This window comes from Peribacillus sp. ACCC06369, from assembly GCF_030348945.1.
Taxonomy (GTDB): domain Bacteria; phylum Bacillota; class Bacilli; order Bacillales; family DSM-1321; genus Peribacillus.
In genome coordinates this window covers 2,808,749-2,826,449 of record NZ_JAUCEN010000002.1, presented here as the reverse complement: position 1 = coordinate 2,826,449, position 17,701 = coordinate 2,808,749, and the positions used below count along the sequence as shown (strand labels likewise).

15 protein-coding genes, 1 pseudogene and 1 riboswitch are annotated in these 17,701 nt (G+C 40.0%); of the genes and pseudogenes, 14 read left to right on the top strand and 2 right to left on the bottom strand.

All coding sequences use genetic code 11. The annotated features are described in order from the left end of the window. Nucleotides 1-81: 81 nt before the first annotated feature. Nucleotides 82-1,830 carry an aminodeoxychorismate synthase component I gene (pabB, locus tag QUF78_RS14540; RefSeq protein WP_289325210.1) on the top strand — a complete coding sequence of 583 codons (1,749 nt, stop codon included), beginning with the start codon at nt 82-84 and terminating at the stop codon, nt 1,828-1,830. 101 nt (nt 1,831-1,931) lie between these two features. Beyond that, nucleotides 1,932-3,263: a D-serine ammonia-lyase gene (locus QUF78_RS14535; RefSeq protein WP_289327323.1), complete on the top strand. Its 1,332-nt coding sequence runs from the start codon at nt 1,932-1,934 to the stop codon at nt 3,261-3,263. A 143-nt stretch (nt 3,264-3,406) separates the two neighbouring features. Here the strand turns inward: QUF78_RS14535 and QUF78_RS14530 are convergent, their stop codons facing one another. Further along, nucleotides 3,407-4,765, bottom strand: coding sequence for an IS1182 family transposase (locus tag QUF78_RS14530; protein WP_289323635.1), 1,359 nt, complete (start codon nt 4,763-4,765; stop codon nt 3,407-3,409). Nucleotides 4,766-5,621: 856 nt separating this feature from the next. Between QUF78_RS14530 and ltrA the strand changes: the two genes are divergently transcribed. Then, entirely contained in the window at nt 5,622-6,884 is a 1,263-nt protein-coding gene (gene ltrA / locus QUF78_RS14525; protein WP_289323229.1) for a group II intron reverse transcriptase/maturase, read from the top strand. Nucleotides 6,885-6,960: 76 nt separating this feature from the next. On the opposite strand, the gene pdxR is transcribed toward ltrA, so the two are convergent. Then, on the bottom strand, nt 6,961-8,355 hold the full coding sequence (gene pdxR / locus QUF78_RS14520) for a MocR-like pyridoxine biosynthesis transcription factor PdxR (RefSeq protein WP_289325209.1): 1,395 nt from the start codon (nt 8,353-8,355) through the stop codon (nt 6,961-6,963). 133 nt (nt 8,356-8,488) lie between these two features. Between pdxR and pdxS the strand changes: the two genes are divergently transcribed. The 11 genes and pseudogenes from pdxS (at nt 8,489) to QUF78_RS14465 (ending at nt 17,701) form a co-directional block, all read left to right on the top strand. Next, on the top strand, nt 8,489-9,376 hold the full coding sequence (gene pdxS / locus QUF78_RS14515; RefSeq protein WP_061463387.1) for a pyridoxal 5'-phosphate synthase lyase subunit PdxS: 888 nt from the start codon (nt 8,489-8,491) through the stop codon (nt 9,374-9,376). Between the two features lies 1 nt (nt 9,377). Then, complete coding sequence (gene pdxT / locus QUF78_RS14510; RefSeq protein WP_289325208.1) at nt 9,378-9,977, top strand: pyridoxal 5'-phosphate synthase glutaminase subunit PdxT; 600 nt, start codon at nt 9,378-9,380, stop codon at nt 9,975-9,977. A 167-nt stretch (nt 9,978-10,144) separates the two neighbouring features. Continuing rightward, nucleotides 10,145-10,888 (top strand): annotated as a pseudogene (locus tag QUF78_RS14505) (SDR family NAD(P)-dependent oxidoreductase). 173 nt (nt 10,889-11,061) lie between these two features. Continuing rightward, nucleotides 11,062-11,649 carry a TetR/AcrR family transcriptional regulator gene (locus QUF78_RS14500; protein ID WP_289325207.1) on the top strand — a complete coding sequence of 196 codons (588 nt, stop codon included), beginning with the start codon at nt 11,062-11,064 and terminating at the stop codon, nt 11,647-11,649. A 208-nt stretch (nt 11,650-11,857) separates the two neighbouring features. Further along, complete coding sequence (ssuE, locus tag QUF78_RS14495) at nt 11,858-12,391, top strand: NADPH-dependent FMN reductase (RefSeq protein ID WP_289325206.1); 534 nt, start codon at nt 11,858-11,860, stop codon at nt 12,389-12,391. 274 nt (nt 12,392-12,665) lie between these two features. Then, nucleotides 12,666-12,774, top strand: a riboswitch (SAM riboswitch). A gap of 171 nt (nt 12,775-12,945) precedes the next feature. Next, nucleotides 12,946-13,089, top strand: coding sequence for a YezD family protein (locus tag QUF78_RS14490; RefSeq protein ID WP_072273036.1), 144 nt, complete (start codon nt 12,946-12,948; stop codon nt 13,087-13,089). A gap of 185 nt (nt 13,090-13,274) precedes the next feature. Next, entirely contained in the window at nt 13,275-13,979 is a 705-nt protein-coding gene (locus QUF78_RS14485) for a phosphoadenylyl-sulfate reductase (protein ID WP_370017047.1), read from the top strand. A 52-nt stretch (nt 13,980-14,031) separates the two neighbouring features. After that, complete coding sequence (gene sat, locus QUF78_RS14480; protein ID WP_289325205.1) at nt 14,032-15,180, top strand: sulfate adenylyltransferase; 1,149 nt, start codon at nt 14,032-14,034, stop codon at nt 15,178-15,180. A gap of 43 nt (nt 15,181-15,223) precedes the next feature. Next, nucleotides 15,224-15,823, top strand: a complete 600-nt coding sequence (cysC, locus tag QUF78_RS14475) for an adenylyl-sulfate kinase (protein WP_289316278.1) — start codon at nt 15,224-15,226, stop codon at nt 15,821-15,823. Between the two features lie 16 nt (nt 15,824-15,839). Next, nucleotides 15,840-17,465 (top strand): nitrite/sulfite reductase, encoded by a 1,626-nt coding sequence (locus QUF78_RS14470; protein ID WP_289325204.1) that lies wholly within the window; start codon nt 15,840-15,842, stop codon nt 17,463-17,465. 20 nt (nt 17,466-17,485) lie between these two features. Further along, nucleotides 17,486-17,701, top strand: coding sequence for a DUF3906 family protein (locus QUF78_RS14465; protein ID WP_289325203.1), 216 nt, complete (start codon nt 17,486-17,488; stop codon nt 17,699-17,701).

Below are 17,701 nucleotides of genomic sequence, written 5' to 3'. Positions count from 1 at the left end.
ATGAGCTTGCAGATCACGTATCTGCAAGCTTTTTTAAAAATACATAACGATTGACTTTATAAACAAAGTTAGGAGAAAAGAATGAAACGAGAAGATCCTTTATCCTTAGTTTTTCACTTCACAGATAAACAAGGTGACAGCAGGCCACTCTATTTTACGAACCCGAAAAAAGTGTTCACCGCCCATTCCATTGGGGATGTCCTTCCTCAATTTCAAAAAGTCCAGGAAGCGATCGAACAGGGGCATTACGCAGCGGGATATGTTTCCTATGAAGCTGCACCTGCTTTTGAAAAATCTTTTAAAGTAAAAGATGGAGCCAAAATGCCATTATTATGGTTCGGAATTTTTGATAAACCGGAAGAACAATTACCTGGAAAAATGACAGGGACCTTTAATTTGGCTGAATGGCAATCAGAAACGGATTCAAATACCTATCATTCCGGGTTTCAAAGAATAAAATCAGAAATTGAGAAAGGCAATACGTACCAAGTGAATTATACGATGCGTTTGCAATCCAAGTTCGAAGGAGATGACTTCGCTTTCTTTGATCGCTTGAAGAGAGCTCAACGCTCGAACTATAGTGCATATTTGAATGTGGGGACACATCGAATCCTCTCTGCTTCACCTGAGTTGTTTTTCCGTTGGGAAGATGGTCAGCTGATTACTCGACCAATGAAAGGAACGGTAAAGCGGGGAACGACACTGAAAATGGATCAACTCAATGCAGACTGGTTAGCAGCCTCGGAAAAGAATCAAGCTGAAAACTACATGATTGTGGACCTGCTCAGAAATGATTTGGGAATGATTGCAGAACCAGGAAGTGTCGAGGTTCCACAACTAAAGGCAATTGAAAAATATCCGACCGTTTGGCAAATGACATCCACGATAACAGCCGATACGAAACCCGGAACAACAATCATTGATATATTCAAGGCCCTTTTTCCATGTGGATCGATAACAGGGGCACCTAAAATAAAAACGATGGAAATCATCACTGATATCGAAAATTCCCCACGTGAAGTTTATTGCGGTGCAATCGGGTTTATCACTCCTGATTCCGAAGCCGTTTTTAATGTGCCGATTCGTACGGTAGTGATCGAAAAGGAAACAGGTAAAGCCGAGTATGGGGTAGGCGGGGGAATCACTTGGGATTCCGAGTTAACGGAAGAATATGACGAAGCCTTTTTAAAGGCCAAATTATTGTCAGTGGAAAGTCCTGCATACAAACTATTGGAATCGATCAAGCTTAACGATGGAGAATATGATTTGTTGAATGATCATATCGATCGGATGAAACAATCCGCTGATTACTTTAATTATCGGTTCTCTGAATTGAAACTTAGAGATCAACTCCAAAAGTATGCGGATATGAATAAAGGCACGTTGCAAAAGGTAAGGGTACTACTTAATGAATATGGTGAAATTGAAGTCTCCGGACAAGCAATTAAGCCCCTTGATTCAGAATTAACAGCTATCTTGGCTGAAACTCCAATATCAAGCGGAAATCCCTTTCTTTTTCATAAGACGACAAATCGTGATGTTTATGAAGGCTTTCAAATGAATAATCCTGACTTCCATGACGTTCTACTTTGGAATGAAGAAGGATACATCACGGAATTCACGAATGGAAATGTAGTGGTGAAAATAAATGGAGACCTTTTTACGCCTCCTGTGGAATCAGGCCTACTTGCTGGAACTTTTCGTCAAGAGTTAATCAGGAAGAAGGAAATCAAAGAAAAGCCCATTTCAAAGGCTGACCTTAATAGCGCTGAGGAAATTTGGTTTATTAATAGTGTGCGAGGGAAATTAAAAGTGAATTTAACATTTTAAGCTGATTTCCCTGAAAAAATGATAATTGTAATCTTTATTGCAGTTTGTTGAGTTATAGTAGATGATGAATACTACATATACTGGGAGGGACTGCTGTGGAGATGCATAAAATCGCAGGTTTATCGATTATGGAGTGGAAGACGAAAGATCCAATGCTTAAAAATCTTATAAACATGGATGAAGTCTTTTGGATGAATCCAAATTACGGTGCCAAACAAGAAAACCCAATCGTCCATGCTGAACAGGTTAAAGCGGCTGAGGACAGATTGGATAGATTCGCAAATTATATGATTAAGGCCTTTCCGGAAACTGGACCAATGGAGGGAATCATTGAATCACCACTAGTTGAGATTCCTTCCATGCAAAAAAAATTGGAAGAATCCTATGAGACTGAAATGGCTGGGAAACTTTTGCTTAAATGTGACAGTCATTTACCTATTTCAGGATCTATCAAGGCACGTGGAGGTATTTACGAGGTGTTGAAACGTGCCGAGGAAATTGCCATGAAGCATGGTGGTTTAAGACTAACTGATAACTATGGAATACTTGCGAGTGATGAATACAAAGAGCTTTTTTCAAAATATTCGATTGCAGTCGGTTCAACCGGCAATTTAGGAATGAGTATTGGTATAATAAGCGCTAAGCTGGGGTTTAAGGTAACAGTCCATATGTCGGCAGATGCCAAACAGTGGAAAAAGGATAAATTAACAAGTCTTGGTGTCATTGTAAAAGAATATGATGATGATTATAGTAAAGCTGTAGAAGAAGGCCGTAAGGAAGCATTACTTGATCCAAATTGCCATTTTATTGATGATGAAAATTCAGTGGATTTGCTGCTGGGATATGCGACGGCTGCAACGCGGCTGAAGAAGCAACTGAAAGATATGTCCATTCCAGTTGACGAAGATCACCCTTTGTTTGTGTACTTACCGTGTGGAGTCGGCGGCGGACCAGGCGGTATCACATATGGGCTCAAGTTAGCCTTCGGAGATGATGTTCATTGTTTTTTTGCAGAACCGACACACTCACCATGCATGACGCTCGGATTGATGACAGGCCTTCATGACATAGTCTCGGTGCAGGAATTTGGAATCGATAATAAGACGGAAGCGGATGGACTTGCTGTCGGAAGACCTTCAGCATTAGTTTCCAGTATGATGACTACCATGTTAAGCGGCAGCTATACCATAGAGGATAAAAGGTTATTTGAACTGCTCCGGGAGATGGCAGAGACGGAAGGCTATTATTTAGAACCATCTGCCCTCGCAGGAGCATTCGGACCCATACAACTTTTTTCAGGTCCAGAAGGAAGGAAATATCTTAGGGACCAAAAACTGCTGGATAAAATGAACCAATCCACACATATCATCTGGGCGACTGGCGGGAGCATGGTACCCAAGGATATGATGGACCAATATTTATCTAAAAGTTAAAAAAAAAGAAGTTCACGACAGTGAACTTCTTTCAGTTTGTAGACAAAAGGGGTTCGGAATTAAAAAATTCCGAACCCCTTTTTGAGATTCCCTTTGAATTTTTGCCTGAAGTTAGGAGATTGGGGCTCTACGAGCCCACTATGTTAGGCCATTTTTGGACCTCGCCATGTCCAATTGGCCATCTTCTTTAAATTAATGGCAGCGAAAGTAAGCATCGCCTGCATCGACAATTTTTTAAGTCCCCTTAAAGTTGTCCAACGCATACCATGCTTTTCTTTTGCATCTGCGAATACACGCTCAATCGTTTCTTTACGTTTCGCATATATAGTTTTTACATCTTGATGATGACGCAGATGATCTGCTTCTTCCACATGTGTTTGCCAAATATGCCGTGTCACCACTTTTTGATGGTCTTTGCTTTCTGTACACTGAGATAAAAATGAGCATGTCGCACAAGTGTGTTTGGGTGATTTATACTCGCGATAGCCCTCTTTATTGGTTGTTGAGTACTTTAATAGCTCTCCCGAAGGACAAAGGTAACAATCAAAATGTTCATCGTATACATAGTCCTGTTTGCGGAAAAATCCTTCTTTGGTGCGAGGACGTGTATAAGGTAAAGCCGGTATGATTTCTTTGTTAAATAGGTAGCTTGTAATCGCTGGTGTTTTATAAGCTGCATCTGCGGCAACGGCTTCCGGTTTTCCAACTTTCTCAATCACTTGTTCAACTAGTGGCTCTAAGATCTGACTGTCATGTATATTTCCAGGTGTTACAATCGTTCCCAATACAAAACCGTTGCGGTCTGCGGCCGCATGGAATGAATAGGCAAACTGTTTTGTTCGTTCATCTTTCACATAGTAGCCACTCTCAGAATCCGTTGTACTTTCTTTAATCTCTTTGGTCTCTTCTTTATCAAATTTATCTGATGGAAAAGGCTTCTTTCCATGTTTTTCACGATCTTGATTGATTTCTTCTTGAAGACGCCCTTGATACGCTCGTGTTTCTTTACGAACGATTTTCTTTTCAAATTTCCTTTTATTCGCACTGGCTTTCACATGTGTGGAATCCACGAAAACGTGTTCAGCACTTATTAACTTTTTATTAGCAGCTGTCATTAAAATGCGATAGAAAATCTGTTCAAACAGGTCTGTATCTTTAAAGCGTCGCTCATAATTTTTCCCGAACGTAGAGAAATGAGGTACTTTATCATGGAAACCATAGCCTAAGAACCAACGGTAAGCCATATTGGTTTCAACTTCTTCAATCGTTTTACGCATGGAACGAATACCGAAGGTATATTGAATGAATGTCAGTTTAACTAAAATAACTGGATCAATACTTGGGCGTCCTACCTCTGAATACATCTCTTTCACCAAGTCATAAATGAAAGTGAAGTCAATGGCAGCCTCCATTTTACGAACCAAATGGTTCAGTGGCACCAGTTGATCTAACGTAATCATTTCAAGTTGATCTCGCTGAATAGAATCATGTTTAGAAAGCATCCTCATCACCTCAAGTTTTAATACTTCTATTTTAAAACAAAAATGACTCCAGGCAAAAGTGTTTATCTAAAAGGTAAGACAAAGTTGATTGGAACGGAAGGTACGAGACTCCTGCGGGAAAAGCGCGTCTAGGGGAGACCCCGCAGGCGAAAGCCGAGGAGGCTCCCCGACCGCCCGCGGAAAGCGAGTGCCTGGAGTGGAAAATCAACGGCCAAATTGTACAACTCATAAAAAATAGACAAACTCGATTTTCATCGAGTTTGTCTACAGTCTGAAAGAAGTTCACGACAGTGAACTTCTTTTTTCGTGCGCCCGGCATGGGTGCAATCTATAGGGTGTGAGTCCCGAACCATGAAGGCAGTAGTAATGGTTAGCTTAATGCAAGGGTGTCCATGGTGACGTGGAATCTGAAGGAAGCAAGCGGCAAACCTCCGGTCTGAGGAACACGAACTTCATATAAGGCTAGGTATCATTGGATGAGTTTGCGAAACAAAACAAAGTCCTTACTGCCGAAGGTGGTACAGAGTAAATGAAGCAGATAGATGGAGGGAAAGATTGCACTCTTACCCGGGGAGGTCTGATGACAGCCAAGTACACTTGGTAACCTGTCCAGTGATGGACAGCTGAATCATCAGAAGTCAGCAGAGGTCATAGTACTTGTCTACTCGAGAAGATAAGGAAGGACCGAACAGATTAAGGAGGATGAATACTAGGCGTTCGTTATCTGCGAAGAAGCAAACAATTCCTAACGGAACTTATTTGAAGGAAGAAGTGGTGAATACACGGGGAACTTCAAAAGGGTGGAGCAGATAAAGGCACAAATAGACCATTTATCCACGTAGAAAGGATATCAACGATGTTAATGGAACAGATACTAGAGAGGGAAAACTTAATACAGGCATTGAAGCGTGTAGAAAGAAATAAGGGAAGCCATGGTGTAGATGGAATGCCGGTTCAAAACCTGAGACCGCACCTCGCAACTGAATGGTACAACATGAAAACTGCCCTTTTACAGGGTACCTATCAACCGCAGCCCGTCCGTCGTATCGAAATCCCGAAACCAAACGGCGGAGTTCGGCTATTGGGTATTCCAACCGTTCTAGACCGTTTCATTCAACAAGCCATTGCCCAAATATTAACCAGGATATATGACTCAACCTTTTCGGAGAATAGCTATGGTTTTCGCCCTAACAAACAAGGGCACCAGGCGGTTCGAAAGGCAAAGTCCTATATAACCGAAGGTTATACATGGGTAGTGGATATGGACTTGGAGAAGTTCTTCGATAAAGTGAATCATGACAAGCTCATGGGAATGTTAGAGCGGAAAATTGAAGATAAACGAGTTCTCAAACTGATTCGTAGATTCCTTCAAGCAGGCATTATGATAGGCGGACTTTTTCATAAAAGTGAGGAGGGAACTCCGCAAGGAGGTCCGTTAAGTCCTTTATTATCTAATATCATGTTAGACGATTTAGATAAAGAACTAGAGAAACGCAATCTTCGATTCGTAAGGTATGCGGATGACAGTACTATCTTTGTGAAGACACGAAAAGCCGCCAAACGTGCAATGGGAAATATCTCAAGCTTCATTGAAAATAAACTGAAGCTAAAGGTCAACTACGAGAAGTCGAAGTATGATCGCCCTTGGAACAGAACGTTTCTCGGTTTTAGTTTCACGAAGTCAAAGAAGAACCCGAAGGTTCTACTGGCTAAACAAACGGTGAAGAGAGTAAAGAAACGAATCAGGGAAATGACCTCGAGAAAATTACCGAAACCCATGAAACTCCGAATAAATAAGTTAAAGCAATACCTTAGAGGTTGGATGGGTTATTTCGCCCTCATTGATACTCCGAACGTTTTGAAGAATTTAGATTCATGGATTCGAAGAAGACTCAGGATGTGCCTATGGAAGCAATGGAAATTGCCAAGAACGAGAGTGAGGAAACTCAAAGGATTAGGCGCCCCATTTGGAAAAGCGTATGAATGGGGAAATAGCAGAAAGGGTTATTGGCGCATAGCGCATAGTCCTATTCTAGACAAAACCCTTAATAATGTTTATTGGCACCACCAAGGGTTAGTAAATCTATATGAACGATATACAAAACTACGTCAGACTTAAACTGAACCGCCGTATACCGAACGGTATGTACGGTGGTGTGAGAGGTCGGAGGCTAGGCGCCTCCTCCTACTCGATTTTATAAACCCCATGATTTCAATAAAAGGTGAATGGCTTTTTCTAATCCAGATTCAGGAATCCCTGCAAAGCCCAATATGATTTTAGGAGGATGTTCGTCAATTTTTTCGATCGAATATGTGGATAATCCATAAATTTTAATATGGTCTTCGTTTGCCTTTTGAATAAGTGTCTGTTCATCCATGCCGTTCTTAACGATGAGGACGATATGTAATCCTGACCGCTCACCAGTGATGGTTATTTGTTGATGTGGTTTAAACAGCTCGATCACTTTATCCAACTTGCGCCGGTAAACTTTCCTCATCCGATTTAAATGCTTTTCGAAATCCCCTTCCTTCATGAACTGTGTCAACACATGTTGATCAATCCGTGAAACGGTCGAATGGTAAAAAGATAATTTCTGTTGATGCATTTGTAACAGCGAAGCGGGTAGAACCATATAACTGATCCGAATTGATGGCATCAATGATTTGGAGAATGATCCTAAGTAAATCACCTTATCACCAGCATCCATACTTTGTAAGGAAGGAATTGTTTTTCCACTATAACGAAATTCACTATCGTAATCGTCTTCGATAATATAGCGGTTTGCTGCACCTTGAGCCCAGTTCAGCAATCGCGTCCGTCTGTTAACGGATAAGATCGTCCCATAGGGGAAGTGATGTGAGGGAGTTACATACACTACATCGATCTTTGAATCTTCAATTGGGTTTACCTTTACGCCTTCTTCATCAATTTGCAGTGGATGGACTTCATTTGGGTAGCTGCGTAAAATCCGGTGAATCAAGTGATATCCAGGATCTTCAACACCATAAATGGCATTTTTATCGAAAAGAAGTACAAGCTGCTGCAATAAAATTTCCATTCCTGCACCAATGATGATCTGTTCGGGCACACATTGAACCCCACGTGCATGATACAAATAATGGGCAATTTCACATCGTAATTCATATTCCCCTCTAGAATCCCCCAGTAAAAGAAGATCTTGATGCGATTCATCAATTTTATTTTTCGTGTATTTTCTCCATTTTTCAAATGGGAAGTTTTCCGTGTCAATTTGGCTGGGATGAAAATGATACAGTAAATCCCCTTCATTATCATTAATTTGTTCCAAGGAAACTTGGTCGGTTTGCGTATACTCTAAATCCTCGAATGTTTGAATATAGTACCCTTTTCTTGGTATGACTTCAACGTATCCTTCAGCAGTTAATTGTTCATATGCTGTCTCGACAGTATTTTGACTAATCTGAAGGAACTCTGCCAATTTACGTTTGGAAGGCAGTTTTGTGCCATAAAGAAGACGGCCATCAATGATTTCTTTTTTAATATGTGAATATAATTGTTCGTACAAAGGTACTTCACTAAATCGATTTAAATCACAAGTTAGCATATTCATATTGTTTCCGCCTTTTAGATAAAATTATACTGACCCCATTAAATTAATTAAAACTGACACTTTCAATACGGTCAACTATTTTTTATACTAAACACAACAAATCTAAAAAATGCAAATATTAGGGGGAAGAGAAATGGAAAAATTATTAGGAACTGACACAGTAAAAAGAGGAATGGCACAAATGCAAAAGGGTGGCGTAATTATGGACGTCATAAATGCAGAACAAGCAAAAATTGCTGAAGCATCAGGTGCTGTCGCTGTCATGGCATTGGAGAGGGTTCCTTCAGACATCCGTGCGGCTGGCGGGGTAGCAAGAATGGCAGATCCGCGAATTGTCGAGGAAGTAATGAATGCAGTATCCATCCCGGTCATGGCTAAAGCAAGGATTGGCCATATTGTTGAATCAAGGATCCTGGAATCAATGGGAGTGGATTATATCGATGAAAGTGAAGTGCTGACGCCTGCTGATGAAGAATATCATATATTAAAAAGTGATTTCACAGTTCCTTTCGTTTGTGGCTGCCGTGATTTAGGCGAAGCTTCACGCCGTATTGGAGAAGGAGCATCGATGCTTCGTACAAAAGGAGAACCAGGTACAGGTAATATCGTGGAAGCTGTGCGTCATATGAGAAAGGTACAGTCCCAAATTCGTAAAGTGAGCATCATGAGTGATGATGAATTAATGACGGAAGCAAAAAATATTGGTGCCCCTTATGAAATTTTAAGAGAAATCAAACGGACGGGTAAATTGCCTGTAGTTAACTTTGCAGCTGGCGGAATTGCCACTCCAGCAGATGCAGCACTGATGATGGAATTGGGAGCAGATGGCGTATTCGTGGGGTCCGGTATTTTTAAATCGGAGAATCCAGAAAAATTCGCATCGGCAATCGTTCAAGCGACTACATATTTCACAGATTATGAATTGATAGGCCGGTTGTCAAAAGAGTTGGGCAGTGCAATGAAAGGAATCGATATTTCCAAACTAGCTCCAGCAGAACGTATGCAGGAACGTGGATGGTAATATGATAACTATCGGTGTTTTGGGATTACAGGGTGCAGTTGAAGAACACTTGAACCAAATCAATGCTGCCGGTGAACAAGCAATACTTGTTAAAAAACCGGAACAGCTGCAAGAAATCGATGGCTTAATCATTCCAGGCGGAGAAAGCACCACGATGAGAAAGCTAATGGATCGTTATGGATTCAAGGAACCAATCAAAACTTTCTTCGAACATAAAAAACCTATTTTCGGTACTTGTGCGGGGATGGTATTGGCGGCCAACGAATTGACTGGTGATGAGAAGGCCTATCTTGAACTAATGGACATTTCCGTGAAAAGGAACGGATTTGGACGTCAACGGGATAGTTTCGAGGCTGAATTATCAATTAAAGGAATGGAAGAACCTTTTAAGGCCGTTTTCATCCGAGCTCCATTTGCGGATGGAATTGGAGAAGATGTAGAGATATTGGCTGTTTATGAAGAGAATGTTGTTGCTGCGAGACAAGAACATGTCCTTGTCAGTGCGTTTCATCCAGAATTAACAGGGGATGATCGTTTCATGCAACTTTTCATTGAAATGGTTAAGACATCCATATGTAAAGTCGAATTGAAAACCTGTTAAACAAATGAAGCTGTCCTTTTATTAGGACAGCTTTTCTTTCTAATGCACTAAAAGCTAAAAGGGTATGATTAAATAACATATTGCTTGAAATTCTATTTTATATTTATATAACAAATAAGTAAGTAATTACTCACTTATTTGTTATGAGCTTTGAAAGAGGGATGTATATGACAGCAAGAGTTGCAGTTATTACAGGAGGAGCAAGCGGAATTGCCGAGCGACATGCTTGAAATTCGCAGCCAAAGGGGACAAGGTCGTTGTTGCGGATTTTAATGAAGAAATGGGACGGGAAACCGTTGAACGTATAACGGCGGATGGTGGAGAGGGCATTTTTGTTAAAACGGATGTTTCCAATCATGAAGATGTTGAAGCGTTAATCAATAAAGCGATCGAAGCCTACGGTAGGATCGATATCATGTTTAATAATGCCGGCATTGGTGCTGGAGGGATGATCTTCGATCAAGATATGGACGGGTACTTCAAAACGATTGGAGTGAACCAGCACGGAGTGGCCTTCGGCATCATGGCAGCAGGCAGGAAAATGAAGGAACTGGGTATCAAGGGTGTCATTATAAATACCGCCTCTGTGTTTGGCTACTTAGCTTCCCATGGGACTTTTGCCTATCAGGCGTCCAAAGGTGCTGTTAGAATGATGACACAGACAGCACCTTTGGAATTGGGTGCTTATGGAATACGCGTAGTAGGGATTGCACCAGGCGGTGTTGATACTCCAATCATACAAGGCTATAAAGATATGGAATCATCGATAAATTGAATGCAAGTCAAATGCACGGTAAATTAATTAAGCCAGAAGACATTGAAAATGCTGTCTATTTATTATCCTGGAAGAAGCGGATGCAATCAATGGAAGTGTAGCCATGGTCGATGATGGCTATGCATCTTTTAAATGATTATCTGAAAAAGAAAACATCGTCCAAATTAGACGATGTTTTCTATATACGATATATGGGAATATTGATTTCTAATAGATCGAAGGTAATATTGACCGATTGGTACCATCGGGATATCATGTAAAATAGATTGGTGAAACCAGTCTTATCTTTATAAAAGAAGGTTGATATTTTTGAAAAAAGGGCAGCAAACCAAAGAACGAATCATAAATGTAGCCCGGACTCTTTTTGCGACAAAAGGGTTTGACATGACAAGAACGAATGAAATTGCCTCTGCATGCAATGTTTCCGAAGCTACTATTTACAAATACTTTGAAAGCAAAAAAGATTTGCTTCTGGCTACTATTACTCCTAATGAAAAAGAGGAGGCTGAAGATGGGACAAACCATCTGTCAACTGATGATCTTGTGGAAAATCACGTTTGCACCATGATTAAAAACGTTATTGAAAATAAAGAACAGTTTTCGATATTATTTCGGGAAACACAATTCGATCAAGATATTTCAAAGCAATATGTTGATCAAATTTTCAAGCCGAATGCCAAGCATATTGAAATACAGAAGAGAATAGATAGCGGAGAGATCCAATATATTTCTGATATTATCCTTTTTAATGTGGGGATCATTTCTTTCACATTGGCATTATCTACACATTATGAGATTCATCAACAGAAAAAGGAACCATATTTTACTTCTGAACGAATTAAGAGCATTGCACAACTTTTGGTATATGGTATTCATGGAAAACAAAATCATACATAATGAAACGGTCATATTAAAAGGCTTGTGCATCAAGCCGCAAATATGACCGTGTTTTTTTGAATGGTAAGCATTCATTACTTGTGAAATTAATAAACCGGAGTGTAAGATTTGACTTATATTTTTCAGACTATTACGATAAATGCATGCTGCAACAAATTCATTACGAGGATTTTTATTCTAAAACCATGTAATATGGGAGGGGATTTATATGAGCGATATCGTAATTTTATCAGGAAGTCCAGCGATTCCATCAAGAACGGACATTTCACTAAAACATATTCAATCATTAGTCGAAAACCAAGGATTTACCACAGCTTATTACTCAATTACGGATTTCTCAGCAGATGATTTATTCCAAGGGAAATATAATAGCGAAGATATCTTAAAGCTTTCGGAGAAAATACAAGCAGCCAGAGGAATCATCATTGGTTCACCGGTATATAAGGCTTCTTATACAGGGGTATTAAAAGCCTTGATTGATTTGCTGCCAGAAGGAGCTTTTAAGCGGAAGCCAGTGCTGCCCATTATGATTGGCGGAAGTAACAGGCATTTATTGGCGATTGATTATGCGCTTAAACCATTAATTTCAATATTAAAAGGCGAGCCGTTGCAGGGCATATATTTTGTGGATAAGGAAATAGATAAACAGAATTCAGAAAACCCGATCAATGACTTGAATTTAGTTGATCGCGTCCAGAGTCAGGTTCAAGAATTTATAGAAGCGATTCAGTTAAGAAATTAATAAGTAATCGACTTCAACAAAAGGAATTGAATTCAAGTAATTACTTTTTCAATGAATGACAGGCATCAATAATAGCTTAATAATGAAAATAGACTCATTTTTTTGGAGACTTTATCTAAAAAGACGAGTCTATTTTCATATTTAAATGAACATAAAATCATGAATGGAATAGTGTGTATAAAAATAACAGTTCCTCCATAATATTAAACCAAGTTATTTTATAAGAAAACTCCATTGACAAGGATTAAATATATGTTAATATTTAAAATAATAAAACTTATCCAGAGCGACGGAGGGAATTGGCCCTTTGAAGTCCAGCAACCTGCATGATGGATGCAAGGTGCTACCTCCAACAAAATGTTGATCATTTTGGAAGATAAGGTAAAGAATATTTACCTTGAAATCTTTCCATCATGGAAAGATTTTTATTTTTCGGAAAATTCTTTGGAAAACCATAACAATTTAAAGTTGTTTGGAATTATATAAATTTAATAAATTCATTTAATCAGCGGTGAAATAATATATTCGCGGATTTTCTTAAAGGAGGAACAGGTTTGGATAAAGAGAATCAGCTTGAAGAAATATTTGAACGACTTCAAGAAATGCTTAATTCAATGAAGTATGGATCGATTACACTTATTGTCCAAGATGGTAAAATCATTCAAATGGAAAGAAATGAAAAACTAAGAATTAAATAAGGTATCTGCTGACTAGAAAAACTAGAGGCGGGTTTAACTGATATAAAGAGAGTATTGGTTAGATTCGTCTCTTTTTCCTAGGGTCAGTTAAACTGGGGAAGATTATAACGGGCATTGATCAAAAGTAACTCTAACCAGCGACATACAGCAAGTTCTTAGAGGGGGCTACAAGGTTGGCTGCATTAATAAACTATGAAAATTTCAACACCGGGGATTTACCTGTATTTCCTGAAGATAGTGAGACAAAAGGTGCTTTGGAAGTACTGCAATGGGCGAATGACCATTATGGAAACAAACTGATATATGCGTGTAGTTTCGGTATAGAAGGCATCGTGCTTACGGATTTATTGGCGAAGGTCAATCCCTCGGCAAAAATAGTTTTCCTTGATACAGATGTTCATTTTGAGGAAACTTACCAATTGATCGATCAAGTGAAAAAGCGATATCCAAATCTTTCAATCGAAATGAAGAAACCAGCATTGACGCTTGAAGAACAGGCGGCGGAACATGGGGATGAATTATGGCTTAGCGATTCCAATAAGTGCTGTAACATCCGTAAAATCACTCCGCTTACAGATGTGCTTTCAACGGCAACAGCCTGGCTTTCGGGACTACGGAGGGAGCAATCTGAAACAAGGGCTCTGACAGAGTATATCAATAAGGATAATAAGTTCAAGTCAGTAAAAATATGTCCACTCATACATTGGACATGGAAAGATGTTTGGCGTTATGCCCACAAAAATGGACTTCCATATAATATCCTGCATGATAATGGATATCCAAGCATTGGTTGTAAAACATGTACGGCACCTGCCTTCAATGCAGATGATTTACGCTCAGGCCGTTGGCAAGGAGCCCAAAAAACGGAATGCGGATTGCATTTATCTTAAATAAATAGAAATTATAGGCTTAAATCAATAGAAACCATAGGGGGAAATTAGCATGACAATCAGTTTACCGCACGGAGGAACACTAATCGATCTTTGGGAACCAAAATATGATTTTAGTAAAATAACAAATTCAATTGAAATTGACGAAATAGCTTTAAGTGATCTTGAATTGATAGGCACTGGTGCCTACAGCCCGATCAAAGGTTTCTTTACTAAAAGTGACTATGAGACAGTTGTCAAGGATATGAGGCTTAGCAGCGGCCATGTATGGAGCATCCCGATTACGCTGCCTTTGAACGTTGAAGTTGCAGAAACTCTTACTATAGGTGAAGAGGTAAAGCTGACTCATGAAGGTGAAACATACGGAGTTCTCTCCGTTTCCGATATTTTCACTCCCGATAAACAATTGGAAGCGACATTAGTATATCAAACGGATGATGAGAAGCATCCTGGTGTGAAAAATTTATATAACCGCGGGGATGTATATGTCGGCGGAGAAATAAAGTTAGTCAAGAGAATAGAGCGTCCGCTATTTCAAGCAAATTATCTGGACCCAGTTGAGACAAGGAAAGCTTTTGCTGAAAAAGGCTGGGAAACGGTTGTCGGATTCCAAACGAGGAACCCTGTTCACCGTGCACATGAATATATTCAAAAGACAGCATTGGAGATTGTCGACGGCTTATTTTTAAATCCTCTTGTAGGTGCCACTAAATCCGATGACATTCCGGCAGATGTCCGAATGGAAAGCTATAAAGTGTTGCTTGAAAAATATTATCCCAAGGATCGCGTCTCACTTGCAGTTTTCCCTGCTGCCATGCGTTATGCAGGACCAAGAGAAGCGATTTTCCATGCGATGGTCCGTAAAAATTACGGTTGCACCCATTTTATCGTCGGACGTGATCATGCGGGTGTGGGTGATTATTATGGCACATATGATGCTCAAAAAATCTTTGGGAATTTTAACGCAGATGAGTTAGGGATCACGCTATTATTCTTTGAACATAGTTTTTACTGTAAAGAATGTGGCAATATGGCTTCCGCTAAAACTTGTCCGCATGGCAAGGAAGACCATGTCATCCTGTCTGGAACGAAGGTAAGGGAAATGTTGCGTAATGGAGAAATTCCTCCAGCTACCTTTAGCCGTAAAGAAGTCATCGAGGTGTTGATCGAAGGTCTTAAAAAGAATGAAGTTTATAACTGATTGGACATAAATTGAAGGATCACATGAAGAGGGGGATTATTAAATGAGTAAAAGTACGAATGTCACTTGGCATGAAACGTCATTGACCAAGGAGCTCCGCCGGAAGCAGAACGGGCATGAAAGCACAGTTCTATGGTTTACAGGACTCTCGGGTTCAGGAAAATCAACGATTGCGAATGCGGTAGCTAAAGAGTTATATAATCGGAATATTCGAAGTTATGTTTTGGATGGTGATAATATCCGCCACGGTTTAAATAAAGATTTAGGTTTTTCTGAAGAGGATCGGACCGAGAATATTAGGCGAATCGGTGAGGTTTCCAAGTTATTCGTGGATAGCGGGCAGTTCGTATTGACCGCCTTCATATCACCTTTCAGGGCAGATCGGCAGATTGTACGTGATTTACTCGATGAAGGGGAGTTTATTGAAGTATACATAAAGTGTCCGATCGAAGAGTGCGAAGTGCGTGATCCAAAAGGTCTTTATGACAAGGCGCGTAAAGGAATCATTAAAGATTTTACCGGAATCGACTCTCCATACGAAGAACCTGAACAACCGGAAATCATTTTAGAATCCGACCAATACAGCATTGAAGAGTGCGTTGAACAGGTAATCGCCTATTTGACAGCAAAGAAAGCGATCTAATCAAGGAGGAAAAGTAATGGTTTACGAGAAATTTTGGTCGGAAAATCCACTAATCGCTAAAAATAAAACGGAAATCTGGAAATTGGAAAAAGACGGATTGAAGATTTTCGATGATATTCCACATTACGCTGCAAATGGTTTTGATTCCATCCCTAAAGAGAATTGGGATATGTTCAAGTGGGCAGGTCTATACCTGCAACGGCCAAAAGAAGCAGGTTACTGGATGATGCGTGTCGTTATTCCCGGAGGTATCTTGACTTATGATCAACAGATAACTCTAGCTAACATCGCTAAAGATTACGGAAGGGATGTATATGACATTACAACCCGTCAAGCCATTCAATTCCACTGGTTGACCATCGAACAAGTCCCGGATATCTTAAAGCGTTTGGAAAAGGTTGGAATGACTACGGCCGGTGCTTGTGGTGATATCACACGTAATATCATCGGTAATGCATTGGCAGGCGTCGATTCTGACGAACTTTTTGATACTCGCGAGGTACTTTATGATGTATTTGAGTATTTCCGCCTTAACGAAGACTATTCGAACCTTCCTAGGAAATATAAAATGTCCATAAGTGCTAATATCCATAATGCTTCAAATGCTGAAATCAACTGTGTTTCATTCAATCCGGCTACTAAAGTAATTGATGGAGTAACGGAAGTTGGTTTTCACGTAAAAGTAGGCGGTGGGCTATCCTCCGTTCCGATGCTGGCAGAAGAACTTGACTTATTCATTTTACCTGAAAAAACAGTCGAAGTAGCGGCCGCCATCACGACGATATTCCGTGACTTTGGGTACCGTGAAAAACGTCATCGCTCACGATTGAAATTCCTTGTCGCTGATTGGGGTCCTGAACGATTCAAGGAAAAATTGCTGGAATACACTGGTCCGCTTCCTGAAAAGGGAGAAAGTGCTGTGAAGGGATGGAATGCAGGTTATTTCTACGGCATCCATAAACAAAAGCAAGATGGTCTGAACTATGTTGGGGTCAATATACCTGTTGGTCGTCTAAATCCAGACGAAGTGATCGAGTTTGCCGAAATAGCGAAAAAATATGGAAATGGTGAAATCCGCAACTGTAATTCACAAAACCTGATCATTCCAAATGTGCCGGATGAAAAACTTGAGGAATTAAAGCAGGAATCCATCTTTGAAAGATTTCCATATCAACCAAAAAAATTCATTGGTTATTCCGTTTCTTGTACAGGCATCGAGTATTGCAACCTGGCACTCGTTGAAACAAAAAACAGAATGAGGACCATTTCTGAAACACTGGACAAGGAGATAGATCTCGATGTACCTGTAAGGATGCATATGGTAGGTTGTCCTAATAATTGCGGTCAAAGAGCCATCGCCGAGATAGGGCTGCAAGGCATAAAAATGAAGAACCAGGATAAAAAGATGGTCGAGGCTTTTGAGATATACGTCGGAGGAACGTTGAATGAAGGCGGGAAGTTCAATGAAAAACTTAAAGGAAAAGTGGAATCTGAACAGCTCTATCATGTTCTGAAAGAACTGATCCTATTTTTCAAAGAAACAAAGCTTCTATCCGAAACCTTCCTTGATTTCGTGGAAAGGGTAGGAATAACAGAGTTACAAATAAAGCTAGATGATATTTTAGCGGAAGTTGCCGTTTAATAGGGGAAGGTAAGCAATCCATGAATCTATACCGTTTTGAAGTCACTATCAAGGAAGAACCGATCCATGTCATCATTGTTGCCGATTCAGATGAAAAAGCATTCGAGCTTGTTGATATCGAGCTGGAAAAGCATTATTTGAAAATGCCTGAAGTGGATGACATCTCATTATACGAAAAAAGGAAAATTAAAAATGGAGCAGGTTTCGTTTTATCGAAATTCGAAACAATTCTCTAA